The organism is Zunongwangia sp. SCSIO 43204, assembly GCF_019904275.1.
GTDB lineage: Bacteria > Bacteroidota > Bacteroidia > Flavobacteriales > Flavobacteriaceae > Zunongwangia > Zunongwangia mangrovi.
Genome location: NZ_CP063204.1, coordinates 3724788 through 3743465, shown reverse-complemented (window position 1 = coordinate 3743465; position 18678 = coordinate 3724788). Strand labels below are relative to the sequence as shown.

Here is an 18678-nt window from a genome sequence, read left to right as displayed (position 1 = left end):
CCGCCAAAGGGTATAATACTCTGAGACTTGCCTCGAAATTCAAAAATTGTTTCTATGGAATGCCTAGTGGGCTTCCTGCGAGGTAGTTTACTTAAGGCTTATTTTAATTGATAATTGAGGTTGTTTAAAAGCTAAAAAATGAGCAAGGAAAGAGACAAAATGATAAAATATCTAAAAGAAATTACTATACCTGAACTACGGAATAGAAATTTTAAAGGTAGCTTTCCACACTTTAGAAAAATAGAAAATGGAAAAACTAATTTATTGACTTTCCAGTTTGACCGTAATGGAGGTGGATTCGTAATTGAAATAGCTAATTTCAATAAATCGGAATTTAAAACTCATTGGGGAAAAATAATTCCTTTAAATAAATTGACAGCTCACGACTTGAATGAAAGACAGCGAATTTATCCAAACACTTTAACTGAAAAACATGGAACTGACAGTTGGTTTAGATATGACAAATCGAAATTGGATAAAGTATATATCACATTGGCTCAAAAAGTTGTTGAGAGAATCCCGATAATGGAACAGTATTGGACTGAAAACAAAGTAACGGAAATTGAAAAAGAGCCAGAGCCAGTTACCAATTACAGACATAGTTCATTATGGCAAAGAATTAAATCAATATTAAAATTTAAATAAAAAAGATATATACGAGACAGCTTAATTATAGAATATAAAACTCAATATTAGTAATTTTAGCTATCAAATTTTTGAAGTTCGATTACTTCACCGCTATCCATATCGTTTAATTTTTCATTTCCAATGCGTACGCGAACCAAACGAAGTGTTGGGAAACCAACAGCCGCCGTCATTTTTTTTACCTGACGGAATTTCCCTTCAGTAAGTGTGATCGATACCCAACTTGTTGGGCCGTGGCGCTCGTCCCTAATCTTTTTTGCCCGTTCAGGGAAAACAGGTCGGTTTTCTAATTTAAAAGCTTTACAGGGCAGCGTTTGATATTTTGAGCCGTTAATACTTATCTCTACGCCATTTTTTAATAATGCTACAGCTTCTTCAGTAATATCACCGTCAACCTGAGCATAGTATTCTTTTTCTACGCCAGTTCCGGTAATTCTGGCGCTTTCTTTACCATCTGTGGTTAAAAATAAAAGTCCTTCAGAATCCTGATCTAATCGTCCTACGGCCATAGTTTCTTCAGGGAAGTCACCCAGTTCTCCCAATAATTTTTTCTTTTTTCGTGGAATCTCATTTGTGATAAACTGACTAAGATAACCGTAAGGTTTGTAGATTTTAAAATAGCGATGCATAGAAAAAATTGTTCAGCAAAAATAGAAAAATAAAGGTGTCTTAAAATGTCTAATCTTGATTGAGAAAAATCAAGAATCAATATTCTATAGTTTTTCGAGGTTTTTTTCTGAGCGTTCTCTAAAGTCGGCTTCGTCCATATTATTTTCCAAAACGGCGAGATAATCTAAAATTGCTTTGCTATGATTCATTATTTCTTTTACCGCCTCGTCACCGGCTTTCCAATGCCGCTCTATTTCTGGGAGTTTATCATGCGCTTTCTTAGAAAGACGCAGTACATGTTTACGCTTGTCTTTTTTATCTTTTACCGAGTTGATGTAGCCTTTTTTCTTCATTTTATCTACCAGCTGAACGATGGCAGGGTGGGAGAGGTGTAATTTTTCTGCAATTTCCATGACCGTTAATTTTTCATGTTTTTGAAGTAAAAGAAAAATCATGTGCCAGTTTGGTTCAATTTCGAGTCCGTGATCTCGATAAAATTGCCGGGTAGAATACACAAAAGCATCACTTAACCTTTTTAATCTTCCCGTTAAACCGGCATAACCCATTTCTACCAAAAAGTCATTATCCATAAATCTTATTTAAGAACTGCAGTAAAAGTAAGCACTTACGTAATTCTAATAAAGAAAAATGTTACTCGAAAATCGAGATTATTGCTTTAGTATTATATTTAAATTTCTATTTATAAAATGTAGAAAGCTTGGCTGGCAGTATTTTTTTGCTCACGCAAGATCACATATTCTTTCAACCTATTTTCCAGATGAACCATGCCAATAGGATAATATTCGTAAAGTCTTAAAAGATCTTTTTCAGGCTGATTTTCTTTATCTGTATCGATGCTGATAATCGCTCTTTTTAGATCAAATTTTTCAAAGATCTTATCTACAGAAGAAATGATGCTATTTTCACTTTCTTGCTGACTCAGGTTTACATGATCAAACAACCTAAATTTAATCTTAGCTTCTTTACCTTTTTTAATGTCGGTGACACTTACAAAGCCAATCGTTTCCTGATCACGAGACCACAATAAATGATAGTTTTTGGTTTGGTGATTTTCCAGGTTAAGTTCTGCTTTTAAGAATGTAAGCAGTTTACTAACATAAGGATCGGTTTGCTCGTTATTGGTGTTTGTTTTTGGTAAAAAAGTAGATGCAATGTTTTCTAAATTCATTGCATTGAGTTCTTTAATGTCTAGTGCTAAATTGTTTGTTCTCTCTAAGATCATAACTCATTTGTTTACAAAATTGATTTTTCAATTTCAGGTCATAATTCGGTTTTAAAATATATATGTAAGTGCTTACGCAAATGTAGTCAAATAAAAAGGTAAGTGCTTACATTGTTTTTCGGTTTTAACGATAATTTAATCACTTATTAAGGTTTTAATTCTTAGAGATTTGATCCTAATTTGATAAAAATTATTTTGATATATAGTTAGTTAGCGTGTTTCGACCTTTTGGATTGTCGCTAAATTTTTCACTTCGGAATTTTATAAAACAAAAAAAGCCATTCTGTTTAAAGAATGGCTTTCATTATTCTATTAAAGTAACCGAATACTATTGCTAAGATTCGATAAAATCAAGACCAATTATTTTTTCGGAATTGGGAATCCGCGATCGCGCATTAATGCATCGATATTCGCGTTTCTACCTCTAAATTTTTTGTAAGCTTCAGCAGGATCCATCGCATTTCTTGGTGCAAATAAGAACTTAACCAGTTTGTGCGCGGTTTCTTTATCGTAAAAACCATCTGGGGCTTCAGCAAAAGCTTCCGCAGCATCGGCGGTTAACACATCTGCCCACAAATAACCGTAATATCCTGCAGCATAACCTTCGCCAGAAAAAACATGCCCAAATTGCGTAGATCTGTGACGCATAGGGATTTGTTCTGGTAAACCAAGTTCATCCAGTTGTTGTTTTTCAAATTCCTGAACGTCTGTAATTTCTGAAGGATCTGTAGTATGATATTTCATGTCCATTAAAGCCGAAGCTAAAAATTCTGTCGTTCCAAATCCCTGATTAAAAGTAGCCGCTTTTTTGATCTTTTCTACTAATTCTTCCGGCATTGGCTCGCCAGTTTCGTAATGACGTAAAAATTGATCGATAACGGCATCTGTAGATAACCAACGCTCTAATAATTGCGATTGAAATTCAGTATAATCTCTAACACCGCTATTAAGTTTCGGATATTTTATATCTGCAGAAAGGAAATGCAGCGCATGCCCAAATTCATGGAAAAAAGTTTCAGCATCGTCCCAGCTTACCAGCGTTGGTTCTCCTTTTGCAGGTTTTACAAAATTTGAATTATTAGAAGCCAATACCGGTTTGCTTCCCATTAATTCATCTTTGCTTCTGTAAGTTGTCGCCCAGGCACCAGAACGTTTTCCAGGGCGGGCATAAGGATCTAAATACCAAAGGCCAATTACCTCTCCGCTTGTCTTATCATTAACTTCATAAACGGTCACATCTGGATGAAATACCGGAACATAACTGGTATCTACAGGTGTAAAATCGAAATTAAAAAGTTCGCCTGCAACGTAGAATATCGCCTTTTTAAGATTGCTTAATTGTAGATATTCTTTTACTTCTTCGCTATCTAGATCGTATTTTTCTTTTCGAACTTTTTCCATGTAATAGCGATAATCCCAGGCTTGGATTTCAATGTCCTTGCCCTCTTTATCGGCAAGTTGCTGCATGTCTTTAATTTCTTCTTCTACACGACCTAAGGCAGCAGGCCACACCGCTTCCATCAATTCCATCGCTTGCTTAGGTTCTTTTGCCATACGATCCTGCAAACGCCATTGCGCATAGTTATCGTAGCCTAAAAGTTCCACACGCTCGTCACGAAGCTTTAAAATTTCTTTGATCACCTGGTTGTTATCAAATTCGTCTCCGTTATTTCCGCGAGAATAATAGGTCCTCCACACTTTTTCTCGAAGCTCACGTTCATCTGAATAAGTCAAAAAAGGATCCATCGAAGACCTGGTATTCGTGATCGCAAATTTACCTTTATGGTCTCTTTCTTCGGCAGCGCTGGCGGCAGATTTTATAAAACTTTCTGGTAGTCCGCTTAATTGAGTACTATCAATATAAGTCACATAGCCTTCTTCGTCGGCCAAAACGTTATTAGAGAATTGCGTGTATAATTCAGATAATTCCTTATTAATTTCAGCATAGCGTTTTTTGTCTTCTTCGGAAAGATTAGCGCCATCCATTTCAAAATCCTTGTAGATAAGATCGATGGTTTTTTGCTCAGCCGAGTCTAGCGGAGTTTCCTGAGATTGCTCGTAAACCGATTTGATTCTTTGAAAAAGCTTCTCGTTTTGTGAAATCTTAGAACTGTATTCAGATATTTTTGGGGATAATTCTTTCTGAATTTCTCTAAATTCTGGAGAAGAAAGATTGCTACTAAAAATTCCGTAGTACGTGAACGCGCGATCTAGTGCTTCACCAGATTTTTCGAAAGGGATAATCGTGTTTTCGAAAGTGGCAGCTTCAGGATTATTTGCGATACTGTCTATTTCTTCAAGGTGTTGCTGCATCCCTTCTAAAATTGCGGGTTTCAGCATTTCAACTTTCATTTTATTAAAAGCCGGTACTCCCTGGTAAGGGCCAGTCCATTCAGTAAGCATAACATTGTTTTCCATAGCATCATCTTTATCTTGGGAGTCGCTTTTACAGGCCGCGAACAATACGATCGCTGCCATTCCCAAATGTTTTGTAAACTTTCTTTTCATGCGTTTTGAGAGTGTTGAGGTTTTAAGGCCTGAATATACAAAGACTGTAAATTCTGAAGAATGAACTGATAAAAAAGCTTGAAAAATTTATCGATTCTGAAGGCAAATTAATTCTATATTTATAGCCGATTTCAGAAAATTGTAATTAATCAAAAAGTCAATCGCATAAACCAATCAAAATGAATATCAGGAATCTATTTTTTATCGTTTTATTATTTTCAGTATTTAAAATTACTGCCCAGGAGCATCAATTTGGACTAAAAGCAGGTGGAAATTTAGCGAAATTTACCGACGCATCTGGTAACGATTATCGTTTTAGAAATCGAGGTGATTTTAAATTTAAGCCCGGATTTTATGCGGGAGCGTTCTATGCATTTAGGTCTGGAAATTACCAATTTCAGCCAGAGGTTTTATTTGGATTACAGGGAAGTAAAGTGGTAAAAGATGATCTAAGTGTTCCTGCTTTCGATTATTACGGTAATCCCATTTCATCCTCAACTTACGAGTACAAATATAGCATCCACGAATTAAGTATTTTGCTGCCCTTAATGTCTCGATTTTATGTGACCAATGGATTATTTTTAGAAGCTGGTCCGCAATTTGTTTTTATTCTAGACCGAAGTCTACAATCAGATTATCAAGTGATCGATGGGGAAAGCGATGCTTTTATAATGCGCGATGGAGATAGCTTTGATGCAGGATTAAATCTTGGCATTGGGCACCATATAACGGAGTCGATATTGTTGAATTTTCGAACTTATTTTGGAGCAATAAAAAGAGAGAATGAGATTAGAGGAATCATTTTAAATTTAGGCGTAGAATATCGAATTTGGTAAATTTTAATGAGAATGCTTATGATGATCGTGTTTGTGGTCATCATGCTCATGTTCTTCGTTGGTAAGCAGTTCACAGGTTTCATTATCTAATTCGGTTTCGATGGTGTAATGATCAAAATGATACTCTTTTAGAACATTTTTCACCTGTTTTTTCACCTCAAGTAATTCCTGAAAATCGGTTATATTCTTCAGTTTTATATGGGATGTAAAAACGTGGTGTTCGCCTTCTAAACTCCAAACATGCATATGGTGTAAAGATGCGATATTGTTGATTTTTAATATATCTTTTTTGATTATTTCAGGCTTAATTTCTTTAGGAACTCCCTGTAAAAAAATGTATAAAGTTTCTTTGAGTCGGAGTATAACATTATACAGAATATACAGTGTAATTAAAAGCGATAATGCAGGATCTAAGTATTGATTATCTGTAAAATTTAGTACAATAGCAACGATTAATACCGCTACCCAACCTAAAACGTCTTCTAGTAAATGCCAGGAAACCGCTTTTTCATTAAGACTGGTACCGCCGCTTAATTTCCATGCTGCAAAACCGTTGACTAAAACACCAACGATTGCAAAGACGATCATTCCCTGCGCATCTGAAGGTTGGGGATCAAAAAGTCTTTCAATAGCTTCAGAAATGACGTAAACAGATCCAGCAATTAATACAATACTATTAATCAAGGCGCCTAATAATGAAAATCGCTTATAGCCAAAGCTGTACTTTTCGTCTGCTCCTTTTTTGGATTTTTTATCCAGATACCAGGCAGTTCCCAAAGAAAGACTATCGCCAAGGTCGTGAACGGCATCAGAAATAATGGCAACACTATTTACATAAATTCCGCCAAAAATTTCTAAAATGGTAAATCCTAAGTTTAGGAAAAACGCAATCTTCAGGTTTTTACCCGATTGATGGTGGTGGTGATGGTGGTGATGTGACATGATGTAAAAGTACACCGTGATTTATGCAATCCTAGTGCAATTCTAATCGATAATCGAGATTATCTAATTTCTTTAGATTAGTATAGCGAGCGGAACTGGGAGACGAATTAAATAATACCAATTTCAATAACTACCTCAATTAAAACTCTTAAGGTAGTTATTAGAAGAATTTAAGATAGTTTCTTTATAATCGCAATTACGTCTTCAGCACCAAGTTCAGCTTCAGCATTACTAAATGTCTGGTAGGCTGCATTTCCAACAGGTTGATCAAATCCGCTTTGCTGTGCGAGACGTAGATCTTTGGTAAGATGCTCTAAAGTAAAAGCTGCATTATAATTTTCGTTTATGGCCGCCTCTCCCTTAATTTTACCAAAAGTACTTCCTAAAGCGCTATTATTAAGAATTTCCATAAGGTCTTCAGTTTTCACATTTTTCTTACTTGAAAATTTAATGATCTCTGCCAATCCCAATGTTAAAACCCCTAAGTACGTATTTACAGCTAGTTTAGCCGAATTTCCCACTCCGTTCTCACCAACCAAAATAACTTTTTTGGAATAGGCTTCTAAAATTGGTTTCACCCTTTCGAAGATAGATAGCTCGCTACCAACAATACTTACCAGTGTTGCATCTTCAGCTTGTTTTACGCTTCCAGATACTGGTGCGTCGAGATAATTACTGCTTTTTTCAATTAATTCTTCGGAAAGTGATACGCTTAATTCTGGCGAGATCGTACTGGCATTTATAAAGATCTTATTTTTTACTTCCGCAGAAAAAATTCCGTTCTCCTGATTGAAGATTTCACTTACAGCATCATCATTAGAAACCATGATGAAGATAATATCTGTTTTTTCTACAAGTTCTTTAGCGGTCTTAGCAGATGTAGCTCCTTCGGTTTCTAAAGCTTTTATTTTTTCCTGAGAGCGATTATAAACTCTTAAAGGATATCCTGCTTTTAAAATTTGTTTAGACATGGGATTCCCCATTTTTCCTAAACCTATCCAGCCTATTTTAAATTTTTCTGAAGTCATTTTATATAGATCAACTAATAATTTCTACGTTCCATATCAATATTGTAAACAAAAGCCCTGTATTTTAAAAGTGCTACAAATACTCCGCCTCCAATAGAGTTACCAAGCAAAGCAAAACTTTGAAATTTTACATAGTCGTATAATTCGATTTTGGTTGAAGCGATCATTCCTGCAAAGACTTCTACGCTACCAATTATACTGTGGTGTAATCCTGTAAACGCCATGGTTGCAGTTATGATATAGATCACAAAGATCCTACTCATCGTATCTCTAGAGGAAGTAATTAACCATGAAAGAAGTCCCATAAGCCAGCCTGCTAAAATTGCACTAATAAAGATCACGATTCCGTTATAATCGGTTACGTGCTCTGCAATTTTTTCGATCGCTGTATGTTCAAAAATATTGAGTTTTGGGCCTATCCATATTAAAATAAAAGCCATGATATAGCCGCCCAAAAGATTTCCTGCAATTACAAGCCCCCAGATTTTGAGTAAGCTACGTACACTTCTTTTGTTATTTAAAACTGGAAGGGTTAGGAGTGAGGTTTGTTCTGTAAACAAAATAGACTGTCCTAAAATTACCAAGATAAACCCAACAGGATAAACAAAAGCCATTATCTTAAAGAGACTTTCTTCTGGAAAGCTATCGCTAAAAAAAGAAAATACGGTACACAAAAGAAGGTAGCTAAAACCAATTTCTAATCCGGCAGTGATAGAACTCAATAAAATACTACGTGGATTACGATCGTAGGTTTCTTGGCCTTCGATGATCTGTTGTTTTAAAATTTCACCATGAGATTTGGTGCTATCGCCAGAAACCGAGGTTGAATCTTTTAGTTCTTTATCGATACTTTCCTGCTTTTTCTGCTCTTCTTTTTCTTCCTGTTCTTTTTTCTCTTGTTTCTCCTGGTCCTTCTTTTTCTGTTCCAGATCTTTTTCTTCTTCTTTTTTCATTTTTTAATTTTAGCGCTAAGTTATTTTCAAACTGAATTGGCCGCTTTTAAAACTAAATTAAGCCATTCTTCCTATAAATGGCAGTGACTGGTGAGACTTAAGGATATATTTAACACCTTAATATAAAGAAACTATAATTAAAGTTTGAAGAATGTAAATTTTTCGAAGCATTTCATTGGCAACAACACCCAGGGATATAACCCCGAGACTTGCCATGAGGATGTTTACTTCAAATATTTGTTTTAGAGTAGTATTAATTCCTACAATTTTAAATTTATATTCTTATTCTATGTAAATAAAATCTTACTTTTTTATTGAGGCAATTCATAAAAATCTGAAGAAAAATGAATTCGACTCTTTTTATTTTAATACTATTTTCTGTCGCTTAAGCTAGTCATACTTTGCGGTTTAAAGAAATGCTGAGCAACTTCAATTTAACGTTATACTATATTTTAAGCTGAAAATTAATATTTTGCATTGCTGATCGATTTTAATGTTCAAAAACGAATATTATTGTAAATTACATCAGATATAATTTATATTTATCAGGTTGAAAGTCTTATTGGGTTAATTCACGACAAATTTTTATGGCATTACATTTTAAGGATCTACATGCAGAGTTTAAAAATTTAATTGCAGAAAACGCTAATCTTATATCTTGGTTTGGGGAGCATATCTTTGAATGTATATGGTTTGTCGATATTGCCGAAGAAGCCTTTTGGGGTAATTTCGAAAAAGTTTCCGGGAATAAAAAAATACTTGATTTTGAGCATTTAAGTGAATTACATAACGAGGAGGTTAGTTTTCTTCAGTTTACTCAGGATTTTATAGTTTCAAAAGAAAAAGATAAACATATCGATTTCTACAGTCCAGATATCGAAGCTAAAAAGTGGAGATTTCATTTTAAAAAAATGCGTTGTGGAGCCTGCGGAGAAAAAGATTATGTGTTTATTCTTCAGCAATATATTCCTTTTAAAGAAAAGTACTTAAGTCTGCATGACGAAAATAGTTACCTAAAAAAATTAAATGAAGTTTTTGATAAAACCAACGAAATAGCATCTGTTGGTGGCTGGATGGTAGATATTGTAAATAGTAAAGTGCTTTGGACCAAGGTCACTAAAGCTATTCATGAAGTTGATGATGATTATGAACCAAACGTACCAGATGGTATAAATTTCTATTTGGAAGGCGAAAATAGAGAAAGGATTACCAGAATTTTCACCAAAGCTGTAGAAGAAGGCTCTTCTTTTATGGACGATTTTGAAATTTTATCTGCCAAGGGAAATAAAAAATGGGTTAAAGTATTTGGAAATGCTGAAACTGAAGACGGAAAAACGGTGCGGGTTTATGGTGCTTTTCAAGACATTACAGAGCAAAAACTTCAGGATTTTCAATTGCAGACCACTCAGTCTAGATTTCAGGGCATTTTTGATACTTCGCCGTTAGGAATAATTCTGGTTGAACCTGTAACGAATAAGGTTTTTCATGCCAATAAAGCGGCAATCGATCTTTTTGGTTATAACGATTCGTCTTTAGAGGATATCTATAAACTTTCTTTAAAGGACGTAATACATGAAGATGATCTGGAAATGGCGGCCACAAAGAGAAAAAAACTAATAGAAGGCGATTTCGATAGTTATAGGATCGAATGTAGATTTCACAAAAAAGATGGAACGATTATTTGGGTTCAGTCTTTTACTTCCTTGCTTCGAAACGAAGATGGTACTCCAAAATTGATTATTACACAGGTTGAAGATATTACAGCCCGTAGAGCACTAGAAGCCGAATCCTATAAAAATGCGAGTCAGTTTAAAAGCGCTTTCGACTATTCGCCAAACGGAATGGCTCTGGTTTCTCTCAATGGCCAATGGATCAATGTAAACAGAAATCTTAGTAAAATGATTGGTTACACTAATGACGAGCTTTTGCAAATGTCATTTATGGATGTAACTTATTCAGAAGATCTTGATAAAGATCTAAGCCTATTAAATAAACTCCTTGCTGGAGAGATAGATACTTACAGTATGGAGAAGCGATATATCCATAAAGAAGGATATCTTTTATGGGGATTATTAACCGTTTCTCTATTGAAGGACGAGAGTGGTAAACCAATCTATTTCATCTCACAAATAAATGATATTACGGCGGCCAAAGAAGCGCAGGAGAATATAAATAAAGGTTTTAGAGAACTTCAAAATCTAATGGAAGCTACCACGCAGGTTTCTATTATAGAAAGTGATCTAAACGGTGTAATTAAGAAGTTTAATAGGGGTGCTGAAAATTTCTTTGGTTATAAAGCTAAAGATGTAATCGATAAGGAAAAAGTTTTTATTCTTCATGATCAGGAAGAGATAAAGCAAAGAGAAATAGAGCTAAGTGAAAAATACGGTAGAGAAATTAAAGGTTTTGATGTTTTTACAACAGGGCCTAAGGTTAAGGATTATGAATCTTTAGAGTGGACCTATATTCGTAAAAATGGAGAGCGTTTTCCTGTTCAATTGGTTGTAACGGCTATTAAAAATGCCCAAAATGAGATAACAGGTTATGTTGGTGTAGCCACAGATATTTCTCAGTTAAAAGCAATTCAGGAAGAATTAAAACAAAGTGAGCAGCGCTGGCAATTTGCTTTAGAAGGTTCTGGTGATGGTATTTGGGATTGGTTTATCGATACTAATACTCAATTTTTATCCAAGAGAGCTAAAGAAATGCTTGGTTTTGATGAAAGTGATGAGCTTAGCGATGTAGAAGAATGGGATCAACGAATACATCCAAACGATAGAGAAAAATCTGAAAAAGCTTTAGAAGATTATTTCAATGGAAATGTATCTGTATACCATATCGAAAAAAGAATTAAATGTAAAGACGGCGAATATAAATGGATCTTAGATCGAGGAAAGGTAACCGACTGGACCGAAGATAAAAAGCCACTTAGAATGATTGGTACTCAAAGTGATATTACCGATAGAAAAATAGCAGAACGTAAGATCAAACAAAATGAAGCCAGGTTTAGATCTTTATACGAGCTTTCTCCTATTGGGATAGGTTTAATAGATGTAGAGAATGGTACTTTTGTAGAAGCTAATCAATCCCTAATTGCATCTTCTGGTTATACCAAAGAAGAGTTTACCGGAATGTCTTATAGAAAAATTACTCCAAAAGAATTTATCCCACTCGCTCAGGATCGATTTGGGAAAGTAGTTTTAAACGGTAAAGTTGAACCTTTCGAAAAGAATTTCATTAAGAAAGATGGTACAATTTATCCAGCATTGGTAAATGGCGCGAAAATAAAAGATTCTAATGGGCGAGATATTATTTTAGCAACCATTCAGGATATTACCAAAAGAAAAGATATGGAAAATTCGCTGGTAGAAGCCAAGCTAAAAGCTGAGGCCGCGAGTAAATCTAAATCTGAATTTTTGGCGAATATGAGTCACGAAATTAGAACACCGCTTAATGGTGTGATAGGTTTTACAGATCTTTTGATGAAAACCGAATTAAATGCGAGCCAGAAACAATACATGGAAACGGTTTATAATTCGGCCAATACATTATTAGACCTGATAAACGATATTCTTGATTTCTCTAAGATCGAAGCTGGTAAATTAGAACTTAGCGTAGAAAAAGTAAACCTAATTGAGCTTTGTGGTCAAACTGTAGATGTAGTAAAACATAAGGCACATGAAAAAGGCCTTGAAGTTTTATTGAATATTAGCCCAGATGTAGATAGGTATATCTATGGAGATTCTGTTAGGATCCGCCAGATTTTAACCAACCTGTTAGGAAATTCGGTCAAGTTCACCAATCAAGGTGAAATAGAGCTAAGAATCGAAGCAGGGGAGATTAACCAGGAAAATAAAAGAGAATATACATTTATTGTTAGAGACACAGGGATAGGAATAGCACCGCAAAATTTAGAGCGAATATTTAAAGCCTTTGATCAGGAAGATGCCAGTACCACAAGAAAATATGGAGGAACCGGTTTAGGACTTACCATCTCTAATAAGTTACTGTATTTAATGGACAGTAAATTGAATCTTAGTAGCGAGTTAGGTGTTGGCTCTACTTTCTCATTTAAAGTTTGTTTTGAATCTGAAGGAGGAGAGTCTTTCTTAAGTGACAATCTTGGGAAGATTAAAGATGTCTTGGTGATCGATGATAATTACAATAATCAGGTCATCTTAAAGGAAATGTTGGCGATGGAAGATATAAACTGCGATGCAGTTTCTAATGCTATAGAAGCCCTTAATGTCTTAGAGAAGGAAAATAAATATCAGCTGGCCATTGTAGATTACAATATGCCATACATGACGGGGATCGATTTTATAGCCCACCTTAGAAATGATTTAAAAGTAGATGCAGAACAATTACCTTTAATCCTTTTACATAGTTCTGCTGAAGAAGAAAAACTGGGTAAATCCTGCGAAGAACTTAATGTACAGTTTAATATTACCAAGCCAATTAAAATAGATCAATTATTTGGCATGTTAAACCAGATACAGGCTCCATTAAAAAATATTGAAGAACATACTGTAGATGTGGTGACAGAAAAGACTTTTGAAGATAAATTTAGGATCTTAGTGGCAGAAGATAATCCGGTAAATAAATTCTTAGCGAAAACTATTCTTACCAAAGCAGTGCCTAATGCCGAGATTTTTGAAGTTGAAAATGGACTGGATGCGGTTGCGTTTTACAAAGTAAATCCAATAGATATCATTTTCATGGATATTCAGATGCCAATAATGAGTGGTTTTGAGGCTTCAGAAGAGATTAGAAAGTTCGAAGCCGAGCAAAACAATGACAGTCACATACCCATCGTTGCTCTAACGGCCAGAACCATAAAAGGAGAAAAGGACAGGTGTCTTGAAGCAGGTATGGACGATTACATTACAAAGCCTGTAGTTTTTGAAACCATAAAATCTGTAATTGAAGAATTTTTATTGAATAAAAATGACGACCTGGAGAATACTAGCAGTCTCCAGCACTTTGATAAACAAAAACTACTGGAAAAGTTCGATTACGATAAAAATACATACAACCAGTTAATACAGATCGTAAAACAAAGTTTAGACGATTATCCAAAACAATTAAGAAGACAAATAGAGCATCGTGATCTAGAAGGGATAAATAAGCTTGGTCACAAAATAAAAGGCTCTGCGCAGAATTGTTGTTTTTATAAATTGGAGTATCTTGCAGCAAAATTAGAAGAATTTAACCTATTTAAAGAATCTCTATTACTAGATTTAGAAAAAGAGATCGAAGCAGAAATAAATTTATTAAAAGATAGCATATAATAATAGAACTATTTTTTTATAGAAATTTTGCAGGTTATTAGCCCTAAATCGCCTACAAAATGGAAGAGCAGTCAGAAGTATTGGCAAACTTACATGGTATCTTGATCGTGCATAAAGATTACGATCAGATTTCCCAGCTCTCTCTTTATTTAAAAGAGCAGGGATATTATTGTGATCACGCAAAGTCTGGCTTAGAGGCCATTAAAAAGTTCGAAACCGAAGACGGTTTTAAGACATTGATCATTCAGGAAAATAACATTCCTTTAAATGCCTACAAAACGATCGATTACATTAAAACCGAACTTAATAAAAATCCGTATAGTATAGTTTTACAGGAGGAGTCTGAAGGAACAGAGATCGTTGCTTCACAAAAACTGGTTCCCGTAGATCAATTTTATGTATTGGGCGACGACATTAATATCTTACTGCAGCATATTAAAAATCAGGGCGAAGAAGACTTAAATGTAGAACAATCTCCCTACTATTCGATCGATTATTTGAAAGAAATATCAGATAATAATACAGAGTTCATTGAGGAGTCCTTACAACTTTTTTCATTATCTGTTGCAAAAGATATAGGAGAGTTGTATCTTAAGGTTAAAGCTAAGGATTACGAAGAAATTCGTAAGATAGCACACAAAATAAAACCTTCGTTTGCGATGGTAGAAAATTTCAAAGGAGTAGAACTTTGTGACGAAATAACCTATAAAGCAAAAGAAGAGGATTTTAAAAAGCTAATAAAAGAATTATTTACTGAATTTGCAGAAATTCAGAATGCATTAAAGAGAGATTACCCCAATCTAAACCTACAATAATGAAGAAGATTTTAGTTATAGAAGATAACGCAATGGTCATAAAATCTCTTCAATTTAAGCTTACGAAAGATGGCTATAATGTGATTATCGCGCCAGATGGAAGAGAAGCAATGAAGCTTTTAAAAGAAGACGAATATGATCTTATTCTAACAGATCTTAACCTTCCTTTTGTTACAGGGAACGAACTTATTGCGTATGTAAAAGAAAATTTATCTGCGGTTCCCATCATTGTTTTATCGACATCTACACAAGAAAGTATTATAATGGATGCTTTTAATATGGGCGTAGAAGATTTTATAACAAAGCCATTTAGTCCTAATGAATTATCATTAAGAGTGAGAAGACTTCTTTCTTAAATAGTTAAGTTTTAAGGTGTTGTGGTAATTGCTTTATGATTTTAAAGATCATATATGGCAGTTGTTTTTTCCATAGATTTACAGTGGATATTTGGGTATTTTCCCGACGATCTCCCTTTTGTAATAATGGTAAATATTATGATGACGATAATCTTTTTCGTTTTTGCCGTTCTATTTGTTGGCTTTATTATTTTACTTAGACTTTATAAGATATTCAGAAATCGAAAAAAAGAAGAACAGCGTTTACTTCTAGAAGATATTCTAAACAATTTTCTTTTCGACGAGGAGTTTGATAGTGAGAATGAACTCAGGAAATTTCGTAATGAGCATTTAAACACGCCCTTAGAAATTAAGATTACGATCAAAGAGATATTACTTTTCCATAGCAATATTAAAGGAGAGTCGGCTACGCAATTAAGAGATCTTTTTTTACAATGGAATTTAGACGAATTCTGTAAAAAACAACTGGCAGCACGAGCCTGGTATAGTAAGTCTAGAGCATTATTTAGTCTGTCTGAAATGCTTATTCCGGTAGAATTAGAAAAGATACGACCATTGTTAAATCATCGTCAGGATGAGGTTAGACAGCAGGCACAGTTATACTTTATCAAATTAGCCGAAAACGACCCTTTAGAATTTTTGGATCATTTAGATAAGCCTTTAACTTTATGGGAAGAGATCTTTATTGAAGATGCTCTAAAAAATGAATATCATGGGGAAATACCAGATTTCTCTAAATTACTTCAAGCTTCACAAAATAGTGTGGTAGAATTTGGGATAAGAATGATCGCTAAATTTAATCAATTCGAGAATATTTCAGAGCTTTTACCATTATTAGCTCATAACGCAGAAGAAGTTAGATGTGAAGCTGTGCGATCACTGAGTGCTTTAGAACATCAGGAAGTTATAGATACCTTAATTTCTATATTTGGTAAAGAAACAAATCTTGTAAAAAAGACTATATTAGATGCAATAAAGCATTTGGGCAGTTATAATGATTTGATCATGCTTAAAGATAAAATTCAGGATCACGAGTGGGATCTTAAGATCAAATATTACGGCATCGCTCAATATTTTTTACCCGAGCAAAGACAAGAGATCTATAACCAATACGAAAAAGAAAAAGCATTATTGCTGTAAATGGGTATTACCTTCGACGACATTGCAGATATCGCCAGTTGGCTTTTTTTAGTGTACGGTATTCTAATTTGCCTAGGCTATTTATTCTCCGCTATATTTTCGATTTTTGAAATTAGAGATTATAAACGCTCTAATAATTACAGAGATGAAATTGCATTGCTACAAGCTTCAGAACTACCTCCAGTTTCCATATTAGCGCCCGCGTACAATGAAGGACTTAACATTGTTGAAAATGTAAGGTCACTTCTCACCATCAATTACCCAAACTTCGAGATCGTGATCATTAACGATGGGAGTAAGGACGATACAATGCAGCGTCTAATCGATGAATATGATCTTGAAAAACAGGATTATTTATTTCATTACTTTATCAAAACCAAAACAATTCGTGGTGTCTATAAATCTAAGAATACTGCTTTTAAGAATTTGCTGGTTATCGATAAAGAGAACGGCGGAAAAGCAGATGCTTTAAATACCGGGATCAATGTTTGTAGCAATGATATTATTTGTTGTATTGATGTAGATTGTATTCTGGAATACGATGCGATGCTTAAGCTTATAAAACCATTCCTTAATAATAGAAAAAAAGTAATTGCTTCAGGCGGAGTTATACGTGTAGCTAATAGTTGTGTAATCGAAGATGGTAGAATTTTAGAAGTACGTTTACCCGAAAAATTTGTCGCCAGGGTTCAGGTTATCGAATACTTTAGGGCATTTTTAATGGGAAGGATGGCATGGTCTCGTGTCGATGGCTTACTCTTAATATCTGGAGCTTTTGGAATGTTCGATAAACAAATAGCGATAGAAGCCGGTGGTTATAATCATAATACTGTAGGAGAGGATATGGAGCTTTTAGTGCGCATGCGTCGTATGATGCGCGAAAAGAATATCCCTTATAAAGTTGGTTTTGTGCCCGATCCACTATGTTGGACAGAAGTTCCACAAAGTTGGGAGATCTTAAAAAGACAGCGTAATCGTTGGACCAGAGGGACGGCAGAAACTTTGCTTTTGCATAAAAAAATGATCTTTAATCCTAAATACGGTGTATTAGGTTTATTATCTACACCATTTTGGTTGTTTTTTGAGTGGATGGCTCCAATAATAGAATTTTCAGGAACTATATTTTTTATTTTCCTGCTTTGGAATGGCCTCATCAGCTGGAAGTTTTTCTTTACTTTTCTATTCGTGGTTTATGCTTTCGCAGTACTTTTTTCGATCACCGCGTTATTTTTTGAAGAATACAGCTTTCAGCAATATAAAAAGCCGAGGTATATTTTTAAGCTTATTGGAACTGCCTTTTTAGAACCTATCATTTATCATCCTTTCGTTATGTGGGCTGCAGTGCGTGGAAACTGGGATCTTATAATTGGTAAAAAGAGTTGGGGAGAGATGACAAGAACCGGATTGTCTAATTCATCAAAGAAATAAGATTTTTGTCTAAAATTACTTATCGAAATTCGTTAAAATTCGATCTAATTTTTATAAAAAATCAATTAGTGTTTTTCAATTTTAAAAGCCGCTAATCATATCTTCAAGACCTCTTTTATCATCAATTTTGGTCTTTTTCCCTTTGGTAGTAATTAAACCATCTTTTTTAAGATCAGCAATCAATCGAATACAACTTTCGGTTGCTGTTCCTACCACATTTGCAAGATCTTCTCGGCTAAGATTTACCGATAAAAATCCTTCATCATCGGTTCCAAAATTAGTTTCAAGATAAAGTAAAGCTTCAGCAATACGCTGTTTTACGTTGTGCTGAGACATATTCACGATAAAATTATCAGACTCCCTAAGGTCTGAAGCCATGATCTTCAATAAATTCCGAGTAAATTCTGGATTCTCGTTTATCTTATCAATAATCAATTGCTTAGGGATATAACACATCGAAGTGTCGTTAAGCGCCGTGGCACTCAGGTTGGTTTGCTCGTCTGCAACCACAGAACGCTGACCTAAAATTTCACCTTTTTTAGCGATTTTTACGATTTGATGCTTTCCATTTTCACTAAGTTTCGAAAGTTTAGAGGCACCATCACGAACACAAAAAACACCGTTTAATTTCTCACCTTCTTTAAAGATCTGTTCACCTTTTTTAAAATCTTTAGTGATCTTATTATCCGAAATAACTTTTAACTCCTCTTTACTAAAAGCCTTTAATGCATTAAACTGTCTAATGATACAACTTTCGCACCTTGTTTTTTCAGGGGTTTTCATACTAAAGCGTCGGGTATTGGTTACTTTTTTGGTTTTACAAAGGTAAACATTTAAGTCAACTGATATTTATCATATTTTAATTTCTATAAGCAGCGAATATT

Annotated in this window: 15 protein-coding genes; 7 read left to right on the top strand and 8 right to left on the bottom strand. The window is 34.5% G+C overall.

Annotated elements, in window-relative coordinates; translation table 11 throughout:
- The first annotated feature begins 138 nt into the window (after positions 1-138).
- The gene (locus INR75_RS16605) at positions 139-645 is read left to right on the top strand and encodes a DUF4304 domain-containing protein (RefSeq protein ID WP_223089670.1); all 507 of its coding nucleotides are present in this window, start codon (positions 139-141) and stop codon (positions 643-645) included.
- Positions 646-701: 56 nt separating this feature from the next.
- Here the strand turns inward: INR75_RS16605 and INR75_RS16600 are convergent, their stop codons facing one another.
- The 4 genes from INR75_RS16600 to INR75_RS16585 form a co-directional block, all read right to left on the bottom strand.
- On the bottom strand, positions 702-1274 hold the full coding sequence (locus INR75_RS16600) for a pseudouridine synthase (protein WP_092542267.1): 573 nt from the start codon (positions 1272-1274) through the stop codon (positions 702-704).
- Between the two features lie 84 nt (positions 1275-1358).
- On the bottom strand, positions 1359-1844 hold the full coding sequence (locus INR75_RS16595; RefSeq protein ID WP_223089669.1) for a MarR family winged helix-turn-helix transcriptional regulator: 486 nt from the start codon (positions 1842-1844) through the stop codon (positions 1359-1361).
- A gap of 110 nt (positions 1845-1954) precedes the next feature.
- Entirely contained in the window at positions 1955-2497 is a 543-nt protein-coding gene (locus tag INR75_RS16590; RefSeq protein ID WP_223089668.1) for a hypothetical protein, read from the bottom strand.
- 360 nt (positions 2498-2857) lie between these two features.
- A complete protein-coding gene (locus tag INR75_RS16585; RefSeq protein WP_223089667.1) occupies positions 2858-5005 on the bottom strand; it encodes a M3 family metallopeptidase in 2148 nt (715 codons plus the stop codon).
- Between the two features lie 179 nt (positions 5006-5184).
- On the opposite strand from INR75_RS16585, the gene INR75_RS16580 reads away from it, so the two are divergent.
- Entirely contained in the window at positions 5185-5841 is a 657-nt protein-coding gene (locus INR75_RS16580) for a porin family protein (protein WP_223089666.1), read from the top strand.
- 3 nt (positions 5842-5844) lie between these two features.
- Here the strand turns inward: INR75_RS16580 and INR75_RS16575 are convergent, their stop codons facing one another.
- The 3 genes from INR75_RS16575 to INR75_RS16565 form a co-directional block, all read right to left on the bottom strand.
- Positions 5845-6783: a cation diffusion facilitator family transporter gene (locus INR75_RS16575; protein ID WP_223089665.1), complete on the bottom strand. Its 939-nt coding sequence runs from the start codon at positions 6781-6783 to the stop codon at positions 5845-5847.
- Between the two features lie 170 nt (positions 6784-6953).
- A complete protein-coding gene (locus INR75_RS16570) occupies positions 6954-7811 on the bottom strand; it encodes an NAD(P)-dependent oxidoreductase (RefSeq protein ID WP_223089664.1) in 858 nt (285 codons plus the stop codon).
- A 14-nt stretch (positions 7812-7825) separates the two neighbouring features.
- Positions 7826-8764, bottom strand: coding sequence for a formate/nitrite transporter family protein (locus INR75_RS16565; protein ID WP_223089663.1), 939 nt, complete (start codon positions 8762-8764; stop codon positions 7826-7828).
- A 587-nt stretch (positions 8765-9351) separates the two neighbouring features.
- Between INR75_RS16565 and INR75_RS16560 the strand changes: the two genes are divergently transcribed.
- From INR75_RS16560 to INR75_RS16540, 5 genes are read left to right on the top strand one after another with little or no spacing between them, the layout of a single operon-like run.
- Positions 9352-14055, top strand: coding sequence for a PAS domain S-box protein (locus tag INR75_RS16560; protein WP_223089662.1), 4704 nt, complete (start codon positions 9352-9354; stop codon positions 14053-14055).
- A 59-nt stretch (positions 14056-14114) separates the two neighbouring features.
- A complete protein-coding gene (locus tag INR75_RS16555) occupies positions 14115-14870 on the top strand; it encodes an Hpt domain-containing protein (RefSeq protein WP_223089661.1) in 756 nt (251 codons plus the stop codon).
- Entirely contained in the window at positions 14870-15226 is a 357-nt protein-coding gene (locus tag INR75_RS16550; protein WP_092542283.1) for a response regulator transcription factor, read from the top strand. Before INR75_RS16555 ends, INR75_RS16550 begins: the two co-directional genes overlap by 1 nt.
- A 54-nt stretch (positions 15227-15280) precedes the next feature.
- A complete protein-coding gene (locus tag INR75_RS16545) occupies positions 15281-16366 on the top strand; it encodes a HEAT repeat domain-containing protein (protein ID WP_223089660.1) in 1086 nt (361 codons plus the stop codon).
- Positions 16367-17794, top strand: coding sequence for a glycosyltransferase (locus tag INR75_RS16540; RefSeq protein WP_223089659.1), 1428 nt, complete (start codon positions 16367-16369; stop codon positions 17792-17794).
- A gap of 81 nt (positions 17795-17875) precedes the next feature.
- On the opposite strand, the gene INR75_RS16535 is transcribed toward INR75_RS16540, so the two are convergent.
- Positions 17876-18577, bottom strand: a complete 702-nt coding sequence (locus INR75_RS16535; RefSeq protein ID WP_223089658.1) for a Crp/Fnr family transcriptional regulator — start codon at positions 18575-18577, stop codon at positions 17876-17878.
- Between the last annotated feature and the right edge of the window lie 101 nt (positions 18578-18678).